The sequence below is a fragment of the Acidovorax sp. 106 genome (assembly GCF_003663825.1).
Lineage (GTDB): Bacteria > Pseudomonadota > Gammaproteobacteria > Burkholderiales > Burkholderiaceae_C > Acidovorax.
In genome coordinates this window covers 1237488-1255766 of sequence record NZ_RCCC01000001.1, presented here as the reverse complement: position 1 = coordinate 1255766, position 18279 = coordinate 1237488, and the positions used below count along the sequence as shown (strand labels likewise).

Annotated in this window: 18 protein-coding genes; 12 read left to right on the top strand and 6 right to left on the bottom strand. The window is 64.9% G+C overall.

Annotated elements, in window-relative coordinates; genetic code table 11:
- Window positions 1-22 precede the first annotated feature (22 nt).
- Window positions 23-721: a response regulator transcription factor gene (locus C8C98_RS05655; RefSeq protein ID WP_121453472.1), complete on the bottom strand. Its 699-nt coding sequence runs from the start codon at window positions 719-721 to the stop codon at window positions 23-25.
- A 227-nt stretch (window positions 722-948) separates the two neighbouring features.
- On the opposite strand from C8C98_RS05655, the gene C8C98_RS05650 reads away from it, so the two are divergent.
- The 3 genes from C8C98_RS05650 (at window position 949) to C8C98_RS05640 (ending at window position 4627) form a co-directional block, all read left to right on the top strand.
- Window positions 949-2298: an SPFH domain-containing protein gene (locus tag C8C98_RS05650; protein ID WP_121456051.1), complete on the top strand. Its 1350-nt coding sequence runs from the start codon at window positions 949-951 to the stop codon at window positions 2296-2298.
- Between the two features lie 2 nt (window positions 2299-2300).
- A complete protein-coding gene (locus C8C98_RS05645; protein ID WP_233574462.1) occupies window positions 2301-3836 on the top strand; it encodes a hypothetical protein in 1536 nt (511 codons plus the stop codon).
- 77 nt (window positions 3837-3913) lie between these two features.
- Window positions 3914-4627, top strand: coding sequence for a phosphoglycolate phosphatase (locus C8C98_RS05640; RefSeq protein ID WP_121453471.1), 714 nt, complete (start codon window positions 3914-3916; stop codon window positions 4625-4627).
- 37 nt (window positions 4628-4664) lie between these two features.
- Here C8C98_RS05640 and C8C98_RS05635 read toward each other — a convergent pair whose 3' ends face one another.
- Window positions 4665-5252, bottom strand: coding sequence for a chalcone isomerase family protein (locus C8C98_RS05635; RefSeq protein ID WP_121453470.1), 588 nt, complete (start codon window positions 5250-5252; stop codon window positions 4665-4667).
- A gap of 385 nt (window positions 5253-5637) precedes the next feature.
- Between C8C98_RS05635 and trpE the strand changes: the two genes are divergently transcribed.
- The 9 genes from trpE (at window position 5638) to C8C98_RS05595 (ending at window position 12214) form a co-directional block, all read left to right on the top strand.
- Window positions 5638-7137, top strand: a complete 1500-nt coding sequence (gene trpE / locus C8C98_RS05630; RefSeq protein WP_121456049.1) for an anthranilate synthase component I — start codon at window positions 5638-5640, stop codon at window positions 7135-7137.
- Window positions 7134-7469 carry a chorismate mutase gene (locus C8C98_RS05625; protein WP_121453469.1) on the top strand — a complete coding sequence of 112 codons (336 nt, stop codon included), beginning with the start codon at window positions 7134-7136 and terminating at the stop codon, window positions 7467-7469. The genes trpE and C8C98_RS05625 overlap by 4 nt, the downstream gene beginning before the upstream one ends.
- On the top strand, window positions 7466-8050 hold the full coding sequence (locus tag C8C98_RS05620) for an aminodeoxychorismate/anthranilate synthase component II (protein ID WP_121453468.1): 585 nt from the start codon (window positions 7466-7468) through the stop codon (window positions 8048-8050). The genes C8C98_RS05625 and C8C98_RS05620 overlap by 4 nt, the downstream gene beginning before the upstream one ends.
- Window positions 8050-8715 (top strand): LysE family translocator, encoded by a 666-nt coding sequence (locus C8C98_RS05615; RefSeq protein ID WP_121453467.1) that lies wholly within the window; start codon window positions 8050-8052, stop codon window positions 8713-8715. The genes C8C98_RS05620 and C8C98_RS05615 overlap by 1 nt, the downstream gene beginning before the upstream one ends.
- A gap of 18 nt (window positions 8716-8733) precedes the next feature.
- The gene (gene trpD / locus C8C98_RS05610) at window positions 8734-9765 is read left to right on the top strand and encodes an anthranilate phosphoribosyltransferase (RefSeq protein ID WP_121453466.1); all 1032 of its coding nucleotides are present in this window, start codon (window positions 8734-8736) and stop codon (window positions 9763-9765) included.
- A gap of 6 nt (window positions 9766-9771) precedes the next feature.
- The gene (locus tag C8C98_RS21855; RefSeq protein WP_199726555.1) at window positions 9772-9924 is read left to right on the top strand and encodes a hypothetical protein; all 153 of its coding nucleotides are present in this window, start codon (window positions 9772-9774) and stop codon (window positions 9922-9924) included.
- Entirely contained in the window at window positions 9921-10532 is a 612-nt protein-coding gene (locus C8C98_RS21495) for a hypothetical protein (RefSeq protein ID WP_147436329.1), read from the top strand. Before C8C98_RS21855 ends, C8C98_RS21495 begins: the two co-directional genes overlap by 4 nt.
- Before the next feature lie 68 nt (window positions 10533-10600).
- Window positions 10601-11401: an indole-3-glycerol phosphate synthase TrpC gene (gene trpC, locus C8C98_RS05600; RefSeq protein ID WP_121453464.1), complete on the top strand. Its 801-nt coding sequence runs from the start codon at window positions 10601-10603 to the stop codon at window positions 11399-11401.
- Between the two features lie 90 nt (window positions 11402-11491).
- Window positions 11492-12214 (top strand): uracil-DNA glycosylase, encoded by a 723-nt coding sequence (locus C8C98_RS05595; protein ID WP_121453463.1) that lies wholly within the window; start codon window positions 11492-11494, stop codon window positions 12212-12214.
- A 197-nt stretch (window positions 12215-12411) separates the two neighbouring features.
- On the opposite strand, the gene C8C98_RS05590 is transcribed toward C8C98_RS05595, so the two are convergent.
- The 4 genes from C8C98_RS05590 to C8C98_RS05575 form a co-directional block, all read right to left on the bottom strand.
- A complete protein-coding gene (locus tag C8C98_RS05590) occupies window positions 12412-14751 on the bottom strand; it encodes an Ig-like domain-containing protein (protein ID WP_121453462.1) in 2340 nt (779 codons plus the stop codon).
- Window positions 14752-15093: 342 nt separating this feature from the next.
- Window positions 15094-15741 carry a hypothetical protein gene (locus tag C8C98_RS05585; protein WP_233574461.1) on the bottom strand — a complete coding sequence of 216 codons (648 nt, stop codon included), beginning with the start codon at window positions 15739-15741 and terminating at the stop codon, window positions 15094-15096.
- 228 nt (window positions 15742-15969) lie between these two features.
- Entirely contained in the window at window positions 15970-17139 is a 1170-nt protein-coding gene (queA, locus tag C8C98_RS05580) for a tRNA preQ1(34) S-adenosylmethionine ribosyltransferase-isomerase QueA (RefSeq protein WP_121453461.1), read from the bottom strand.
- A gap of 117 nt (window positions 17140-17256) precedes the next feature.
- Window positions 17257-18228, bottom strand: coding sequence for a 1-phosphofructokinase family hexose kinase (locus C8C98_RS05575; RefSeq protein ID WP_121453460.1), 972 nt, complete (start codon window positions 18226-18228; stop codon window positions 17257-17259).
- Window positions 18229-18279: the final 51 nt, after the last annotated feature.

Genomic DNA, 18279 nt, shown 5'->3' with positions numbered 1-18279 from the left:
CCGCAGGGCCTCAGGGGGGTATTCACCTTCCAGTCCAGCGGAAGCCGCGCATCGGCACGTTCTCAATGCCTTCAAATCCGGGGTCCACTTCGCGCAGCGCCTCGCGGATGGTGCTCACATGCTTGCGCACGTTGTCACGATTGCGCCCGCTTTTCACCACCTCGAACAGTTCGTCATACGACACCACTTCGCCGCTGCGCTGGTGCAGCGTGGCCAGGATGCGCTGGGCCGTCAGTGGCAGGTTGATGCGCTCGCCGCGCCAGGTAGGGGTGCGCTGCCACAGCGGGTCCAGCACCAGGGCGTCGCCCACGGGGGCAGGGGCTGCGCTGGCCGGGGCTTGTGCCTGTGTGGTGCGCAGGATGTCGAGAAAAGTCTCGATGAAATCGGCTTCTTCAAACGTGGTTTTTTGCAGGTAGTCCCACGCATCCAGCGCTTTCATGATGCTGCGGTAAATGGCCGCCGGCATGGCAGACACCACCAGCACCGGCGTGCCTTGGCGCAGCTTGTTGATGGCGTTGATGAGGGCCACGCCCGCATGGCGCTCCCGGCCCAGTTCGATGTCCAGCACCACGGCGTCGTAGTGCTCGCGGGCCAGCGCGGCCTCGGCCTCGTCGCGGGTGAACCACTGGTCGATGACGATGCCGCTCTTGGCGCTGCGTATCCATCCGGCCAACTGGTTGCTGGTGGGCAGGTCGTCTTCGATCACGGCGATGCGGGTCATGGGCAGGGTGGGGCAGTGGAGAGGTGGGCGGATTATCCGGGCCCCCTGCTCTTGGCGGTGTGAGTTTTTCTTCCGGGGGCGGAAGGTTCGCGCGGGCGGTGTGAGCGCATTGGGGGCCGCGCCGCATTGTTGCTTCCGGGGTGGATCCGAACAATCGGTCCTCAATGAGTCAGCCACTTTGGCTGTTCAGAACCAACAACACCGAAATCACCCGAGAGAGAAACACCATGAAAGCCACCTGGAACCGCATCGTGCAGACCCTGAAGGGCCGTCGCTCCACCCCGTTGTCCGAAGCAGGCACGGAGCCCGTGCTGGACGCTGAATCGCAAAGCCCTTTGGCAGCCGATGTACGCGGTGCCGATGCCCCTCGCCTGAACTGGGCCTACCTGTTGCCCACCGCCCGCACCTTGCGCTGGCTGGCTGCTGGCGCCGTGGTAACCGCTGCGGGCCTGATGGTGTATCGCAACCCGCCGGTGCAACACCTGGCGCAAGGCGATCTGGGCGTGCGCCTGAACCAGTTCACCGGCGCGGTGAGCCTGTGGCGTGATGGCAGCGTATGGGTGGTGCCCGGCCTGCACACGGTGCGGGTGTTCTCGCTGCGTGACCAGAGCTACCGCCCCGAAGCCATGCGCCAGGCCACCGGCAGCGCGCCGCTGCAGTCGGTGGAAGGCTTGTCGCTGGGCTTGGATCTGAGCGTGCGCTACGCCTTGGACCCCAACTCGCCCGCCGTCAAGGCGGGCAACCTGCCCGACAACGTGGGCGCCGATATCGTGGAGCCTGCCGTGCAAGGCCTGGTCTACAAGGTGTTTGCCCGCTACACGGTGCGGGAGATTTTCTCGTCCAAGCGCGCCGAGATTTCGCAAATCATTGAAACCGAACTGCGCGCCCGCTTGGCCGCCGATGGCGTCACGCTGCGCAGCCTGCAGATCGGCAAGGTGGACCTGCCCGCCGAGTACCGCCGGGGCATGGACAGCCTGCTGGCCGAAGAGTTGGCGTCAGAAAAAATGCGCTACACGCTGGAGCTGAAAGACAAGCGCGTGCGTGAAACCGAACTGGACGCCAACGCCGACAAGGTGCGCCGCGAAGTGGCCGCCGAAGCCGCTGCGCGGGAGCAAGTCATCGCCGCCAAGGCCCAGGAAGAGGCCATGAAGCATGTGCTGCCCTTCAAGCAGCGCCAGATCGAGCAGCGCCAGCTCGAAGCTGAAGCCGAGCGCGTGGCCCGCGTCAAAGCCGCCGAAGGCAGCGCCCAGGCCCGCCGCATCGAAGCCAACGGCGAGGCCGACGCCCGCCAGAAGCTGGCCGAAGCCGAGGCCTACCGCATGGACCGCGTGGGCAAGGTCAATGCCGAGCAAATGGCCCGCGAAGGCGCACTGGTGACCAAACACCCGCTGCTCATCCAGAAGACGCTGGCCGACAAGCTCTCGGACAAGATCCAGGTCATCATCGCGCCCCCGCCCACCAATGGCGACTTCATCGGTGCCGCGCTGCTGGGCGGCCACCGCAACGCCCAGGCTGGTGCCGCGCAGGCTGCGGCCGTGGCTGAAGACGCCACCACCACCCAAGCCGTGGAGCAGTGAACATGAACGCCACCTTCGCAACTTTGCTCGCAGCCGTGGCCAGCGCTGCAGTGACCGTGGCGGCCGAGGCCGCTCCCCAGCCATCGCCCAGCAGCCAGGGCAGCGCCATCGTGGTGCAAGACCAGGCCAGTCTGCGCGCTGCACCGCGCGATGGTGCCCAGCAGCAGGCCAGCCTGTGGCAGGGCGAAGTGCTCGAAGTGCGCGGCGAGCGCCTCGACTACCTGCAGGTATGGGACCACAAGCGCGAGCGCGGTGGCTTCATCCGTGCCAGCGATGTGCGCCGCGTGGCCCTGACCGAGGCCGAAGGCCCCGCGCTGCTGGCCGTAATGCGCTTTGTGCAGGACACCCCGGGCGCCGAAGCGCTGGGCATTGGCCTCACGGCCGCCTACCTGCAGGCAGCGCCCGCCAAGGCCCTGGCGGGTGTGGAGGGTGCCCAGGCTTTCGATACCCTGGGCACCTTTGCTGACCGGCTGGCCCGACGCGCCTCGGTGGCCGTGCCGGGCAAGGCCTCGGGCGCTACGTTGTCGGCACACCTGGACGTGGCCAATGGCTACGGCGTGCGCTTTGCCACCTACGAGGTCGAAGGCCGCATGCAGGTTTGCTACGAGGGCGAGGCCTTTCGCCGTCTTCTGGCCATGCCCGTGGCCGATGCCGAGCAGCGCGCCCGCGCCGCCTTGGCGCTGACCCGCCCCGAGTGCATCAACCCCGACCTGCCTGCGCACGAGCGTGCCAAGCTCACCACCTGGCAGGCCGAGGTGCTGGAGCGCGTGGACGTGGCCAGCCTGCCCAGTTACCTGCGCAACCGCGTGCAAATGCGCCGTGCCAGCGTGTGGGGTGCCGCCGCCTTTCAGCAGGCGCGCAAGAACGCTGCCGACCCCGCAGTGGCCGCTGCCGCCGCCCGCGCGTTGACCGAACTCAGCGGCGTGAGCAAGGCCGACCTGCCCGACGAAGACCAGAGCGCCTACAACGACGCCGCCATGCGCGTGAGCGCCGTGCGCTGGGCTCTGGTGCCCGCAGCCGTGCCTGCTGCGGCGCCTGTCGCGACCGCCGCCGGAGCCCGCCCCACACTGCTGACCGTACCCGGCGCCCCCGGCGAAACCTGCGTGCTGCTGGTGGACGCGCAGCACAGCGCCAAGGCCCCACTGCTGCGCCGCTGCACCTATGGCGTGGTGTGGATTGCATCGGCCAGCACCAACCGCGAAGGCACAGCCGTGGCCCTGGCCGTGCAGCCGATGGAAGGCTGGCGCGAGCTGTGGGTGTTGCGCAAAACGGAAGGCGGCTGGCTGGCCGATGTACTGCCGCCCGCTGCCACCACCCCCGAGACGGGCGTGGCCGAATGGGCGGGCTGGGTGCCCGGCGGCCAGCAAATGCTGGTGGCCCGCGAGGCCCGGGGCCAGGGCCGCTACCGCAAGAGCTTTGAAGTGGTGCGGCTCGACGGCCTGACCACCGAGCGGGTGACCGGTGATGTGTCGGCCTTGCCCCTGTTCCAGCGCTGGCAAGACCCGGCCTGGAAGCGGCAGACGCTGAGCTTGCGTTGAGGGGAAGCTGTGGCGCACAGATCGGTCGGCGTTGTGGCTCTTTAAACTTGGCGGTCTTTCCCCATAGAGCCAGCCCCATGTCCGATCACGCCACTGCCCTGTCTTCTTTGCTGTCCCGTACCGATGCCGTCATCGTGGACCTGGATGGGACCATGGTGGACACCATGGGCGACTTCAACGAGGCGCTGAACCGCATGCTGCGTGACCTGGGCTTGCCCGCGATAGAAGTAGATCGCATAGAGAGCATGGTCGGCAAAGGGTCAGAGCATTTGCTGCGATCCGTGCTCAATCATGTGTTTGCGCCCATGGATAAAGCGCAGGCAGCTATCAAAACAGAAGCATTATTCCCCCAGGCCTGGGCCAGCTACCAGCGCCATTACCTTGAGATCAACGGCAGCCATTCGGCGGTGTACCCCGGCGTGGTGGAGGGGCTGACAGCCCTGCAAAGTGCGGGCCTGCGCATGGCTTGCCTGACGAACAAGCCGCTGTCGTTTGCGCGGCCTTTGTTGCAGTCCAAGGGGCTGGAGGGGTTTTTCAGCCAGGTGTTTGGGGGGGACAGCTTTGAGCGTAAGAAGCCCGACCCGCTGCCCCTGCTCAAGACCTGTGAGGCGCTGGGCAGCCGGCCCGCGCGCACGCTGATGGTGGGCGACTCCAGCAACGATGCCCAGGCCGCCCGGGCAGCGGGTTGCCTTGTGGTGCTGGTGACCTATGGCTACAACCATGGCCAGCCGGTGCGCGGGGTGGATGCCGATGGGTATGTGGACGCGCTCAACGCGCTGTTGGGGCGTTGACGCCAGAGAGCGCGGCGGCGCGGCTCAGGCGGCCGGATCAGGCCGGCTTGCCCAGCAGCGCGTCTTTGAGCTTGAAGTCGGCGGGCAGGTTGCCCAGCCAGATGCCCAGCAGGGCGTTGAAAAACTCGGGCTCTTTGAACGGCTCGCCCTGGGGCTTCCCTTTGACCGTGATCACCGTGCCGGTGCCCGGAATCCAGTCGATCATGAACTGGTCACCTGGCTGCAGTTTTTTGTGCTCTGAAAAAATTTGGCTCATCCGCAGCACGCCCGGCACGATGCGCGAGAACGCGGCGCGGTCCATGTTGTCTTCCATGCCGCGTGAGAACAGCTTGCCCAGTTCTGTGGAGTCGATCTCGCGCAGCATGGTGATGCTCATGCGCTTGGCGCCACGCAGGGCGGCCACTTCTTGGGGGGTGGATGCTTTCTTTTCCAGGTACAGCCCGGCGGTGTAGACCTTGAACACGGCCTTGTAACGCACCCCGGCGCCGTTGAGTTGCAAGGCCGTGTCGCCCAGCGCACTGGTGGCGTCGTATTTCACATCGGCCACCGTCACGGCCTGGCACCAGGCGCTGCCTGCCAGCAGGCAGGCGCACAAGCCCACCGCCCATCGCTCCATGAGTTTCATCCACAACTCCCTATTGGAAAAGAATGCTAGAAAAAGAACGGTCGTTCGTTTCAAATTGTTGCTGGACTGTGCGGGTGTGACAACAGGGTTTTCGATGGGATGCCCGCTGGTGGTGTTGTGCTGAGGGGTTCTATCAAAAATCAATGACCGTGTTTGCTACACTTTGGCCCATGTTCATTCATCACGTGTTCATCACAGGTTGCAGCGACCGGGGAGCCTGGCCCTGGCGTCAGCCTGTCCTTTTGAACGCCTGAAAGCACCTGGGCAACCGCCCCAGCGTGCACCCGTGGCCTCCACCCCGATGCGGTGAGGCCGATTGAATGGACCGCAGCGCCCCTTTTTCATTGCTAAGGGATACGCGCTGCGACAGCTGGGAGCCCTCCCCGTGATCACAGAACTTGAATTCAAAAGCCTGGCCAGCGAAGGCTACAACCGCATTCCGCTCATGCTCGAGGCCTTTGCGGACCTGGAAACCCCGCTCTCGCTGTACCTGAAGCTGGCGCACACCAAGGACGGCGGCAAGCACAGCTTCTTGCTCGAATCCGTGGTGGGTGGCGAGCGCTTTGGGCGCTACAGCTTCATCGGCCTGCCCGCGCGCACGCTGCTGCGCGCCAGCGGCTTTGGCGATGCGGCGCGCACCGAGGTCGTGACCGACGGCCAGGTGGTCGAGACCGCGCAAGGCAACCCGCTTGATTTCATCGAGGCATACCAAAAGCGGTTCAAGGTGGCGCTGCGCCCCGGCCTGCCGCGCTTTTGCGGTGGCCTGGCTGGCTACTTCGGCTACGACGCGGTGCGCTACATCGAAAAGAAGCTCGAAGCCACTTGCCCGCCCGACACCCTGGGCTGCCCCGACATCCTGCTGCTGCAGTGCGAGGAACTGGCCGTCATCGACAACCTCTCGGGCAAGCTCTACCTCATCGTCTACGCGGACCCGGCCCAGCCCGAGGCGTATGCCAAGGCCAAGAAACGTCTGCGCGACCTGAAGGAGCAGCTGAAATATTCGGTGAGCGCGCCTGTGGTGAAGGCCACCGAAAGCCACCCCGCCCAGCGCGACTTCGCCAAGGCCGACTACCTGGCCGCCGTGGACCGCGCCAAGGAGTTGATCGCCGCCGGCGACTTCATGCAGGTGCAGGTAGGCCAGCGCATCCACAAGCGTTACACCGAAAGCCCGCTAAGCCTTTACCGCGCGCTGCGTTCGCTGAACCCGTCGCCGTACATGTACTTCTACGACTTCGGCGACTTCCATGTGGTGGGCGCCAGCCCCGAAATTTTGGTGCGCCAGGAAAAAACCGACGAAGGCACTAAGGTCACCATCCGCCCCCTGGCCGGCACCCGCCCGCGCGGTGCCACGCCCGAGAAGGACAAGGCCACCGAGGTCGAACTCATCAACGACCCCAAGGAGCGCGCCGAGCACGTGATGCTGATAGACCTGGCGCGCAACGACATCGGTCGCATCGCCAAGACCGGCACCGTGAAGGTGACCGAGGCCTTTGCGGTAGAGCGCTACAGCCACGTGATGCACATCGTTAGCAACGTGGAAGGCATCCTGCACGACGGCATGACCAGCATGGACGTGCTCAAGGCCACCTTCCCTGCGGGCACGCTGACCGGCGCGCCCAAGGTGCATGCGATGGAACTGATTGACCAGCTCGAACCGACCAAGCGTGGCCTGTACGGCGGCGCCTGCGGCTACCTGAGCTACGCAGGCGACATGGATGTGGCCATTGCGATTCGCACCGGCATTATCAAGAACGGCACGCTGTATGTGCAGGCCGCCGCCGGTGTGGTGGCTGACTCAGTGCCAGAGCTGGAGTGGAAAGAAACCGAGCACAAGGCCCGCGCGCTGCTGCGTGCCGCCGAGCTGGTCGAGGAGGGCTTGGAATGACCCGCGCCATTTCCCGAACCAAACACTGCACCACCATGCAGGACGTACGCCGCGAGGTGAATGTGCTGGACGACGTGCTGGTCCCCTTGCTGGTCGAGCGCGTGGGCTACATGACCCAGGCCGCCCGCATCAAGCAAGGTGTGGAACAGGTGCGCGACGAAGCCCGCATCGAAGCCATCGTGGCCCGTGTGCGCGAACGCGCTGGGGCCGAAGGCGGCGACGCCGATGTGATGGAAGCCATCTACCGCAGCCTCATGGAAGCCTGCATTGCCTATGAACACCGCGAGTTCGCCCGTCTGCGCGAGCCCGCCCTTGCCGGGAGCGCCGCATGAAACTCTTGATGGTCGATAACTACGACAGCTTCACCTACAACATCGTCCAGTACTTTGGTGAACTGGGAGCCGAGGTCGAGGTGTTCCGCAACGACGAGATCACCGTGGCCGAGATCGAAGTGCGCCTGAACGCGGGTCAGCTCGACCGCTTGGTTATCTCGCCCGGCCCCTGCTCGCCCGCCGAGGCCGGCATCTCGGTCGCCGCGATCAAGCACTTTGCGGGCAAGCTACCCATCCTGGGCGTGTGCCTGGGCCACCAGGCCATTGGTGCGGCGTTTGGCGGCAACATCATCCGCGCTCAGCAACTGATGCACGGCAAGACCAGCGTCATCACCACTACGCAGAAGGGCGTGTTCGCCGGTTTGCCCGAGCAATTCACCGTCAACCGCTACCACTCCCTGTCCATTGAGCGTGCTACCTGCCCCGACGTGCTGGAAGTAACGGCCTGGACGGAAGATGGCGAAATCATGGGGGTGCGCCACAAGACGCTCGCGATTGAAGGCGTGCAGTTCCACCCCGAAAGCATCTTGACCGAACACGGCCACGCCATGCTCAAGAACTTTCTGGAGCAGCGCGCGTGATGATCGACAGCCACCAACTGGTGATGTTCATCGCCGCAGGCTGGCTGCTGAACCTGACCCCCGGCCCTGATGTGCTTTACATCGTGACCAACGCGCTGCGCTCCGGCACACGGGCGGGCATCGTGGCGGGGCTGGGCATCACGGCTGGGTGTTTTGTGCACATCTTTGCGGCCGCCGTGGGCGTGGGCGCGCTGCTGGCCGCATCGGCCACGGCGTTCACCGTGCTCAAGTGGATCGGTGCGGCGTACCTGATGTGGATGGGCGTGCGCATGTTGCTGTCCAAGCCTGGTGCCGACGGGGGCAACAACGCAGCGCTGGCGGCGGCGCAAGCGGCGCCTGCGCAGCACACGCCGCTCTCCAAGGTGTTCTTGGGCGGTTTCTGGACCAATGTGCTCAACCCCAAGGTCGCCATCTTCTTCCTGGCCTTTGTGCCGCAGTTCATCGCGCCGGGCACCGACAACAAGGCGCTGGCCTTTGTGCTGCTGGGCGTGCTGTTCAACGTGAACGCCATTCCCGTCAACGTGGGGTGGGCGCTGGCTGCGTCGTGGATGGCGCGGCGCGCCACGGCCATCCGGCGCGGTATGCACTGGCTGGACCGCGTGGCAGGTGCCATGTTCATCGGATTCGGGCTCAAGCTGGCCCTCACAGACCAACCCTCAGCCTAAAACGCCGGGAGATATTTCATGCCTATTACCCCCCAGGAAGCGCTGCAGCGCACCATCGAGCACCGCGAAATCTTCCACGACGAGATGCTGCACCTGATGCGGCTCATCATGAACGGCGAACTCTCCCCGGTCATGACCGCATCCATCATCACCGGCCTGCGAGTGAAGAAGGAAACCATCGGCGAGATCACCGCCGCCGCGCAGGTGATGCGCGAGTTCAGCACCAAGGTGCATGTGAAGGACGCGACCCACATGGTGGACATCGTGGGCACAGGCGGCGACGGCGCCAACACCTTCAACATCTCCACCTGCTCGATGTTCGTGGCAGCCGCCGCAGGCGCCAAGGTCAGCAAACATGGCGGACGGGGCGTGTCCAGCAAAAGCGGCAGCGCCGATGTGATGGAGGCTCTGGGCATCCACATCAACCTCAAGCCCGAGCAGATCGCCCAGTGCATCGCTGAAGTCGGCATCGGCTTCATGTTTGCGCCCAACCACCACCCTGCCATGAAGAACGTGGCCCCGGTGCGCAAGGAACTGGGCGTGCGCACCATCTTCAACATCCTGGGCCCGCTGACCAACCCGGCCGGTGCGCCCAACATCTTGATGGGCGTGTTCCACCCAGACCTCGTCGGTATCCAGGTGCGCGCGCTGCAACGCCTGGGTGCCGAGCACGCCATGGTGGTCTACGGCCGCGACGGCATGGACGAAGTGAGCCTGGGCGCCGCCACGCTGGTGGGCGAGCTGAAGAATGGCCAGATCACCGAGTACGAAATCCACCCCGAGGACTTCGGCCTGCCGATGGCCAGCAACCGCGCCCTCAAGGTCGAGACGCCGGAGCAGTCGCGCGAGATGCTGATCGGTGTGCTCAAAGGCGAGCCCGGTGCCGCGCAAGACATTGTCTGCCTGAACGCAGGCGTGGCGCTGTATGCCGCCAATGTGGCCGAATCCATCGCGGATGGCATCGCCAAGGCCCGCGCTGTGATTGCAAGCGGCGCCGCCAAGGCCAAGCTGGAGGCGCTGGTGGTTCGCACCCACGCGCTGGCGGGCTAAGCAGCCATGTGGCATGACCCCGGTCTGTGGATTGCGTTGGGCGTTTCCGCGCTGTTCATTGCCGTGGGGGTGGTGCTGCACCGCGTGTTTGTGCGTGTACTGAAGGGGCCGGAGGGCGACAGCGTGACCCAGCCCCGTGAGGACAAGGTGCAACCGTGAGCGTTGCCCGTCGGCCCTTGATACGGCAGCACGGCCTCAACGGCTTGGCTGCAGCGGTGGAACAACAGCCTCGCCTGTGGTTGCCGCAGCACGCGGGTGGAGGGGCTTGGGTGCTCTGGTTGGAAGTGCTCAATACATGGGCCGCCGCTGCTGGGCTCTTCTTTTCCATCGTTGTATCGTTGCGCCTTGGCGGGCTGGGATGGCTTGTTTGGATGCTGGTGCTGGGCGCCTTGGCGACTTGGGCCACATGGGCCTTGGTGCAAAAGCGCCAACGCAAAAAGCAACAGGGTTGGGAGGTCCATTTCGAGCAGCGCAAGTTGACCCCGGTTGGGCTGCACGGTCACTCTGTCATCACCCTGGGGCCGGACTACAGCCTGGGCTGCTACGTGGGGGGTGACGGCGAAGAGGCCGCTTGGCAGTTGGAGTTGCGCCATGCGCGCCGGGGTCCTGTGGCTGCTTTGGCGCTGATCCATGCCAACTCCGGCAAACCCGAAGAGATGGCAACCCTGGACCATTTTGTCAGCCGCCTCGCGCAGCGGCTGGAGATCCGTCGCTCAGGCGCACCGCTGCCGGGCTTGCCTCGCAGCGCCAAGCCAGACCCTGCGTGAGGCGTACGAGGCGGCCGCGTGTACGCACCTGATGACCTGCCCGATCGTCCATTTTTGAAAGTGAAACCATGTCCGATATCCTGAACAAAATCGTCGCCGTCAAACACGAGGAAGTGGCCGCCGCCAAAAAGCGCCTGCCGTTTGACGTGATTCGCGCTGACGCCGAGAGCCGCGTGCTCACCCGCGACTTTGAAGGCGCACTGCGCGCCAAGATCGCCAAGGGCCAGGCGGCAGTGATTGCAGAGGTCAAGAAGGCCAGTCCATCCAAGGGCGTTCTGCGCGCCAACTTCGAGCCCGCCGACATCGCCCAAAGCTATATGGAAGGCGATGGCAAGGTCAGCGCGGCCTGTTTGTCGGTGCTGACCGACCGGCAGTTCTTTCAGGGCCAGCCTGATTACCTCAAGCAAGCCCGCGCCAGCACTTTGCTGCCCGTGCTGCGCAAGGATTTCATGGTGGATGCCTACCAGATCTATGAATCGCGCGCCATGGGCGCCGATGCCATCTTGCTGATCGCCGCCTGCCTGGATGACGCGCAGATGGCCGACTTTGAGGCTATCGCCCGCAGCCTGGACATGGCTGTGTTGGTGGAGGTGCACGACCGCCCTGAGCTGGAGCGTGCGCTCAAGCTCAAGACTCCGCTGGTCGGTATCAACAACCGCAACCTGCGCACGTTCGAGGTCACGCTGGACACGACGCTGGGCATGTTGAAAGACGTACCGCAAGACCGCCTGCTGGTCACCGAGTCGGGCATCCTCAAGCCCGCCGATGTCAAGACGATGCGCGACGCAGGCGTGCACGCCTTCCTGGTGGGCGAGGCCTTCATGCGCGCGGACGACCCCGGCCTGGCGCTGGCCAAGCTGTTCCAGTAATTGCTGTCGCTGTTGCTTTTGTGGTGGTGATTGCTATTGATTTGATAGCTATTTGCGCTTTCTATTCAAGCGCTAGAGGCCTTTTTGACTATGAATGCTGCACCTGAGGACTTTGCTGCGACCCAATTGCAGACCGTCATCCCTTCGGATTGGCCTGTCGCAGCGGGATGGCAGTCGCTGGTGGATGGGTTCTTGGGCGGCGCCGTGGGGCAAAAGCTGCTCGCCTACCTGCAGGAGCGCATCGACGCGGGGGCGGCCATCTTCCCCCCGCGCCCTCTGCGGGCGCTGGAGCTGACCCCGCCCGAGGCGGTGCGCGTGGTCATCCTGGGGCAGGACCCGTACCACGGGCGCGGCCAAGCCGAGGGGCTGGCATTCTCTGTGGCGTCCGGTGTGCGCTTGCCGCCTTCGCTGCAAAACATCTTCAAGGAAATGCAGCGCGACCTGGGCACGCCTTTCCCCCCCTTCCCGAACCCTGGCGGCAGTTTGGTGAAGTGGGCACAGAACGGCGTGCTATTGCTCAACACCTGCCTCACGGTGGAAGAGGGCCAGGCCGCCAGCCACTCTGGCAAAGGCTGGGAGCTGCTGACCGACGCGGTGATCCGCCATGTGGCCGAGGGGGACCGCCCGGTCGTCTTCATGCTGTGGGGCGCACACGCCCAGTCCAAGCGCGCCTTCATTCCGCAGGATCGCGGCCACTTGCTGCTCACCTCCAACCACCCCTCGCCACTGTCCGCCTTGCGGCCCCCGGTGCCATTCATCGGCAATGGACATTTTGGGCAGGCGCGTGAGTTTCGGGAGCGGCATCGGGGGTGATGCAGCCGTTCTGCAGCGCCGATCGGATCTACTCCGCTGGGTGTGTTGCTGGACGCGGCGGACACTGCCGGCAGGCATGGCTCCCGTGCGGTCCTGTCTTGATAGGTCCCGACTCCTGCCGTTGTGAATGACAAAGGGCGCATGAAGCGCCCTTTGTCATTGTGGGATGCACAGCCGCTGTGGCCATGCTCCGCGCCTCACGGATCAATCAGCTTCACCATCGCGGTGGATTGGCCACCTTTGCCGTCACTGATGGTATAGGTGAAGGTGTCTGAAGGGAAAGGAGCCTTGGGTGTGAACAGAATTTGCGTACCTATGATTTGAACCGAGCCTGTTTGACCGGCAGGCTGAGTCACCGAAACGATGGAGAGTGCGTCGCCATCTGGGTCGGAGTCGTTGCCCAACACCGTCAGGATGGACGGTGACAGACCGCTGACCCAATAGGTGTCAGCCACAGCGACAGGTGGATGGTTGTTGTTGGTGATTGCCGTCACGGTCACCACCACTCGTGCTGTCGTGCTCAGCCCTTGGCGGTCTTTCACTGTGTAGGTGAACTGTTCCGTGCCGGCGTAATTGGAGGGTGCTGTGTACATCAGCTGTTGACCTTCCAAGCGGACCGATCCTTTGGTGGGCTGGGTTACCGAGGCCAGCGTGAGCGTATCTCCTTCGTCGGGATCCGTATCATTTGACAGCACGGGCATAGCGGCGCTGGCGCCGGATGCTACTTGGTAGCTGTCATCAGCGGCAACTGGAGCTCGGTTCGTGGGTGTTGTGGTACCCGCCACGGTCACTGCGACTTGCCCGGTGGATGTCAATCCCTGCTGGTCTCTGATGGAGTACGTGAAACTGTCTTTGCCTACGTAGTTGGCAGGGGCGATGTAGACAACCTGTGAGCCTTCCATGCGCACCCGGCCCTGGGCGGGTTGCCCCACGGAGACCAGCGTCAGTGTGTCGCCTTGGTCAGGATCTGTGTCATTCGCCAAAATGGGGAACGTCGTGCTGCTGCTCTGAGTGACCTGGTAAGCGTCATCGGCGGCCGTTGGAGCGCGGTTGACCCAGGCGCGCGTGCGGCTTTCCGTTTGGGTTTCTTCCTTGGTGCGGTACACATCCACCGTGCGCTTGTGCAGCGCGGGGGTGCGCAGTGCTTGGCGAACCCAGGCAGGCGGTTGGTCGACCAGCTCACGCTCGTAGGTGACCGCAGGCTGTTGGGGGGCAGAGACAGCGGTTGTCGCGGGCGCAGGGGTGGGCTGCACCTTTTGCTCCTCGTCCACAAAGCTGTAGAACTCCAATTCCACGCGGCGGTTCTTCTCGCGGGTGGCGGGCTCTGCGGGGTACTTGGGGTCGCGCTTGCCGCGCCCTTCTGCCAGGGACTCGGTCGCGCCAAATGCGCCGGCTGCAACCAGGTAGTCACGCACCGCAGTGGCGCGCTGCAGCGACAGCTTGTCGTTGGCAGCGTCGCTGCCCAGGTCGCAGGTGTGGCCAATGATGAGTACGTTGCCCTCGTGCCCTTGGGTTTTGAGTTGCTGGGCAACGCGGTCCAGCTCTGCCTTGGCCGAAGGGGTCAGGCGTGCGCTGTTGAATGCGAAAAACGCCTCGGCCGTCATGCTGGCCTTGGTTTTCACCCACTGTTTGACAGGCTCTTGAGGTGCTTGGATCTGGGCTGCAGTCGGCTCTGCAGAGGGTGCTGTGACTGGCGCCGCGACAGGCGTGACGCGGAACAGACGCTCTGGTTGGCTGTTGTTGCCTCCCAGTGCATAGCGGTACACCACCATCGCACGGGTTTCATTGCGGGTGGTGTCCAGGTCGCCGCTCTTGAAGACGCGGTCTACTTGCAGTGCGACGCTGTGCGGTGTTCCCACAAACGCCTTTTCCGCCATCAGCGACACCGTGTGCTGGTGGGCATTGCTGCGGCCCCATTCGTAGTCGTACCCAGCAGTGATACGGACTTGGCGGTTGTCAAATGTGCGACCAGCCCGCACGCCAATACCGTAGTCGTAGGCCTTTTCGTAGAACCGGGTGCTTTGGGTACGGGTGATGGTGTCGATATAGGGGCGACCATCTGCAACGCCAGTTTCGTCCAATGTCGTTGTGCTGGACGTCGTGCCCATGAGGCGGCGCCCGGTGATAGCCCGGCTCAAATTCAGGTTGCCAAACCAGTCGCTTTCTTCGCGGCCATAGCCCAAGGTGATCTTGCGATCCCGGGTGGGGTTCTGGTCATGTGCCAGAAAGTATTTGTGCACTGTGGCACCCTGCAACTGGTGGTAGCTGAGCTTGAGGCCACCAGAAGACTGGGCCACCCAGCCTTCGCCCAGCCAGGCGCTGTTGGCCTGTTCGTGCAGCACGCCTGAAAGCTCTCCCTGGAATTTGCCGCCTTTGGAATAGCCAATGGAGAAACGCGCTGCGTCACCGGAGTACAGCAAGCTGCCATCGGGTTGGAGGGTGACGGAGCCTTGGGCCTGCGCGGGCTGAACACAGAATGGTGCGATCAGAGACAGCAAGAGCAAGGGGAGTCGGGATGGGCGATGCTTGCGGGGCATAGATCAGCTCAAAGGGTAGAGGGGGCAACCACCAAGGAACCCTGGGTTGCTCGGACAGCTTCGCTTGCGCAGCCAATGCAGGCGGTGGGTGGCTCGCTCAGCAAACCAAGCAGGACACAGCCTGACTCCATCCAATCTTGGACGGGCTTTGTTTCTGGGTGGGCTGGGGTTGGATTCTAAAAGCGTATCGCCCAAACCCCATGGGCAGGCTGCAAGTGTTGTGAATGCGCCATAGGAGGCAGGCACATGGCCGGGGCAGACCCAGGGCTGATTTCACCGAAACGCCTGCCGTTGGCCTGTTTCACAGAGGTGGAAGGTCGCACCGAATCCGGTGCCTTGGGCTTACTCCGCCACCGGCGCCCGTGGTGCCGCTGGTGCTTCACAGCCAGCGGCTTGGCCCAGGCCTTTGAGGTAGCTGCGGCGGATGGTGCCTGCGGTGATGGATGCTTCGACCTCTCGGGCGTACTTCTCTGCCCCGGTGAGTTTGCGCACCCAGCTGCGCATGGGCACGATGCCTTCTGCAGCACCTTTGACGGCACCGATCGCGCCCTTCTTGGCGGCGCCTGCGCCGCGTTCGATCAGGCTGGGGTTGCGGTCGGTGGAGGGGGTGTCCAGGTCGGCGCCCAGCACGGCATCCAGTGCCTGGATATGTCCGGCCAGTGCCGCGCAGCTGCGGTCGGTGGGGACGGCGTAGGGGGCTTGCCGTGCAGCGGCCAGCACGGCCGGGATGTCGGCTTTGACCAGGTTCAGATCCCCCAGGGGCGAGGTGATGGCCTGGCCGACTTCTGTGGCGGTCTGGCTGCCCGATGAGGCAGATGAGGCAGATGAGGCAGATGAGGCAGATGAGGCAGATGAGGCTGTACTGGCCGCAGAGGTTTCAGGCGCAGCGGAGGGCGCCTGCTGGGCTGGGGCAGATGCGCAGCCGCCCAGAACCAGTGCAGCAGACAAAGTGCAGGGGATGACCGCAAAGCGCGAAACCAAAGAGTTCATGAGGGCTGGTCCGAGAGAGGTGACGCATGCCCTGAGAAGGCATGCCTGTGGGTAGGGCAATCAGGCTCCCGCACGGAGTGGCCAGATCGCCTGAGCGCGGGGGCTGGCCACCCGTGTGCAGGGCTGGCTGAGTGTAGGTGGCCTGTGTGCCAGCCACGCGCCGGCGTTGTGTCGGCAAACCCACACTCTGTGCAGTTTTGCCGAGTTTGCGGGGCTGGATGGGGCGGCTCAGCGGGCTGTTGGGGGTGCTTGGGGCGCCTCTTTGGGGGCCTGGGCGCTGCGCTCCAGCAGCATGGCGTCGCCATAGCTGAAAAAGCGGTAGCCCTGGGCGATGGCGTGGCGGTACAGACCCATCACATGGGCATAGCCCGCAAACGCACTCACCAGCATCATCAGCGTGCTTTTAGGCAGGTGGAAGTTGGTGATGAGCACATCCACCACCTGGAAGCTGAAGCCCGGGGTGATGAAAATATTCGTGTCGCCCGTCGCCAGGCCAGTGCGCGCCCAGGATTCGAGCGTGCGCACCGTGGTGGTGCCCACCGCAACCACGCGCCCGCCGCGCTGGCGGCAGCGCTCGAGCGCGGCCAGCGTGGCCAGGGGCACTTCGTACCACTCGCTGTGCATCTGGTGCTCGGCCAGGTTTTCTGTCTTGCAGGGCTGGAAGGTGCCTGCGCCCACATGCAGCGTGACGCTGGCGCGTTCAATGCCGCGCGCGGCCAGGTCGGTCAGCACGCCTTCGTCAAAGTGCAGCGCGGCGGTGGGGGCGGCCACGGCGCCGGGTGCGCGCGCAAACACGGTCTGGTAGCGCTGGCTGTCTTCGGCCTCGTCGGGGTCGTGGTCGGTGTTCTGGTGGCGCTCGATGTAGGGTGGCAGCGGCAGGTGGCCGTGGCGGTCCATCAGCTCCCAGGGCGACTCGCCCGCAGGGCCCCGCAGCGCAAAGCGGAACAGCGGGCCGTCCTCCGTGGGCCAGCGGCCCAGCAGCAGGGCGTCAAACCCACCGCCTTTGCGACCACCGGCCATGTGCACCAGGCTACCGGGCAGGGGCTTTTTGCTGACCTTCATGTGGGCCACGACTTCGTTGCCCTGGTTTCCGGCCTCGGCGGGCAAAACGCGTTCAATCAGCAGCTCCAGCTTGCCGCCGCTGGCCTTCTCGCCAAAGATGCGCGCCTTGACCACGCGGGTGTCGTTGAACACCAGCAGGTCGCCCTCGCGCAGTTGGCTGGGCAGTTCGCGAAAGATGCGGTCCACCGGCTGCATGGCCCGGCCGTCCAGCAGGCGCGAGGCACTGCGTTCGGGGGCGGGGTGCTGGGCAATCAGTTCGGGGGGCAGCGCAAAGTCAAAGTCGCTGAGGGTGTAGGCGCGGGGCGCGCCAGGGGCTGCGGGCGTGAAGTCTGTCATGTGCTTGAGGGCCGAACGGGCCCGTGCCAAGAAGGAAGAGGAAAAGACGGGAGAAAAGTGACCGTCAAAACGGGGCGTTATTGTCCCACGGGGGCGTACGGCAACTGCGGTCTGTAGTCAGCCAGGGCTTGCCACGGCTTGCGGCGCGGGGACTGCGGCAAGCAGCCGGAGGATCTCTTCGCGCTGGGCCAATGCCGTGCCGGGTGCCAGCAAAGCCGCAGCCCCTGCGGCCACCCCCCAGCGCAATGCGTCGGGGGGCGCGTCACCCTGCGCCAGCGCCCAGACCAGAGCGGCCAAAAAGCAATCGCCTGCCCCCGTTGTCCCGGTGGCTGCGGGCACATTCAGCGCTGGGGCCTGCCACACACCATGGCGGGTGGCCAGCAGGGCTCCGTCTTCGCCCATCGATAGCGCCACCATGTCGGCTGAGCCGCGCAACACCAGCGACTGCGCTGCCTGGCTTTGCTCCCGCAGGCTGGCCAGGGGCTGCTGCAGCAATTCGCGCAACTCCCGCAGGCTGGGTTTGACGAGGGTGACGCCCCCCTGCAGGGCGGCGGCCAGGGGCGGGCCCGAGGTGTCCAGCACCACGTGCCTGCCCTGGGCCTTGGCCAGGCGGGCGGCCTGGGCGTAAAAGTCATCGGGCACGCCCGGCGGCAGGCTGCCGCTGGCGATGACCCAGTGGGGTGCTGCAGGCAGGGTGATTGACGTGGGTGTGCGAAGCACCTCCAGGCCTGCCTGCCAGTCGGCGGGCCCTACCGTGGGGCCCGGCAGCACAAAACGGAATTCGCGTCCCGTACAGGTCTCCAGCACCGACAGGTTTTCGCGGGTGTCGCCGCTGATTGGGTGTGGCAGGGTCGGCACGCCTTCGCGCGCCAGCAACTGCTGCAGCTGGGCGCCCGCAGGGCCGCCCGCAAGGGCCCAGGCTTGCACAGGGGCGCCCAGACGGTGCAGCACCCGGGCCACATTGATGCCACCACCGCCGGGGTAGCGTTGCATGCCTGCGCAACGCAGTTTGTGGGTGGCCTGCACTTGCTCGGTGCTGGTGGCAATGTCCAGCGCCGGATTGAGCGTGAGCGTCAAAAAATGGGTCATCGCGGGCTGTGGGTCGAGCTGTGGAGCGGCTGGGAATCCGAGGGGCGCTTG

Coding starts and splice junctions, on each gene's coding strand:
- C8C98_RS05575 (WP_121453460.1), bottom strand. CDS start 18,228: ATGACCCATTTTTTGACGCTCACGCTCAATCCGGCGCTGGACATTGCC.
- C8C98_RS05585 (WP_233574461.1), bottom strand. CDS start 15,741: ATGAACTCTTTGGTTTCGCGCTTTGCGGTCATCCCCTGCACTTTGTCT.
- C8C98_RS05625 (WP_121453469.1), top strand. CDS start 7,134: ATGACCCGCGCCATTTCCCGAACCAAACACTGCACCACCATGCAGGAC.
- C8C98_RS05635 (WP_121453470.1), bottom strand. CDS start 5,252: ATGAAACTCATGGAGCGATGGGCGGTGGGCTTGTGCGCCTGCCTGCTG.
- C8C98_RS05645 (WP_233574462.1), top strand. CDS start 2,301: ATGAACGCCACCTTCGCAACTTTGCTCGCAGCCGTGGCCAGCGCTGCA.
- C8C98_RS05615 (WP_121453467.1), top strand. CDS start 8,050: ATGATCGACAGCCACCAACTGGTGATGTTCATCGCCGCAGGCTGGCTG.
- C8C98_RS05595 (WP_121453463.1), top strand. CDS start 11,492: ATGAATGCTGCACCTGAGGACTTTGCTGCGACCCAATTGCAGACCGTC.
- C8C98_RS21855 (WP_199726555.1), top strand. CDS start 9,772: ATGTGGCATGACCCCGGTCTGTGGATTGCGTTGGGCGTTTCCGCGCTG.
- C8C98_RS05620 (WP_121453468.1), top strand. CDS start 7,466: ATGAAACTCTTGATGGTCGATAACTACGACAGCTTCACCTACAACATC.
- trpD (WP_121453466.1), top strand. CDS start 8,734: ATGCCTATTACCCCCCAGGAAGCGCTGCAGCGCACCATCGAGCACCGC.
- C8C98_RS05650 (WP_121456051.1), top strand. CDS start 949: ATGAAAGCCACCTGGAACCGCATCGTGCAGACCCTGAAGGGCCGTCGC.
- C8C98_RS05640 (WP_121453471.1), top strand. CDS start 3,914: ATGTCCGATCACGCCACTGCCCTGTCTTCTTTGCTGTCCCGTACCGAT.
- C8C98_RS05590 (WP_121453462.1), bottom strand. CDS start 14,751: ATGCCCCGCAAGCATCGCCCATCCCGACTCCCCTTGCTCTTGCTGTCT.
- trpC (WP_121453464.1), top strand. CDS start 10,601: ATGTCCGATATCCTGAACAAAATCGTCGCCGTCAAACACGAGGAAGTG.
- C8C98_RS05655 (WP_121453472.1), bottom strand. CDS start 721: ATGACCCGCATCGCCGTGATCGAAGACGACCTGCCCACCAGCAACCAG.
- queA (WP_121453461.1), bottom strand. CDS start 17,139: ATGACAGACTTCACGCCCGCAGCCCCTGGCGCGCCCCGCGCCTACACC.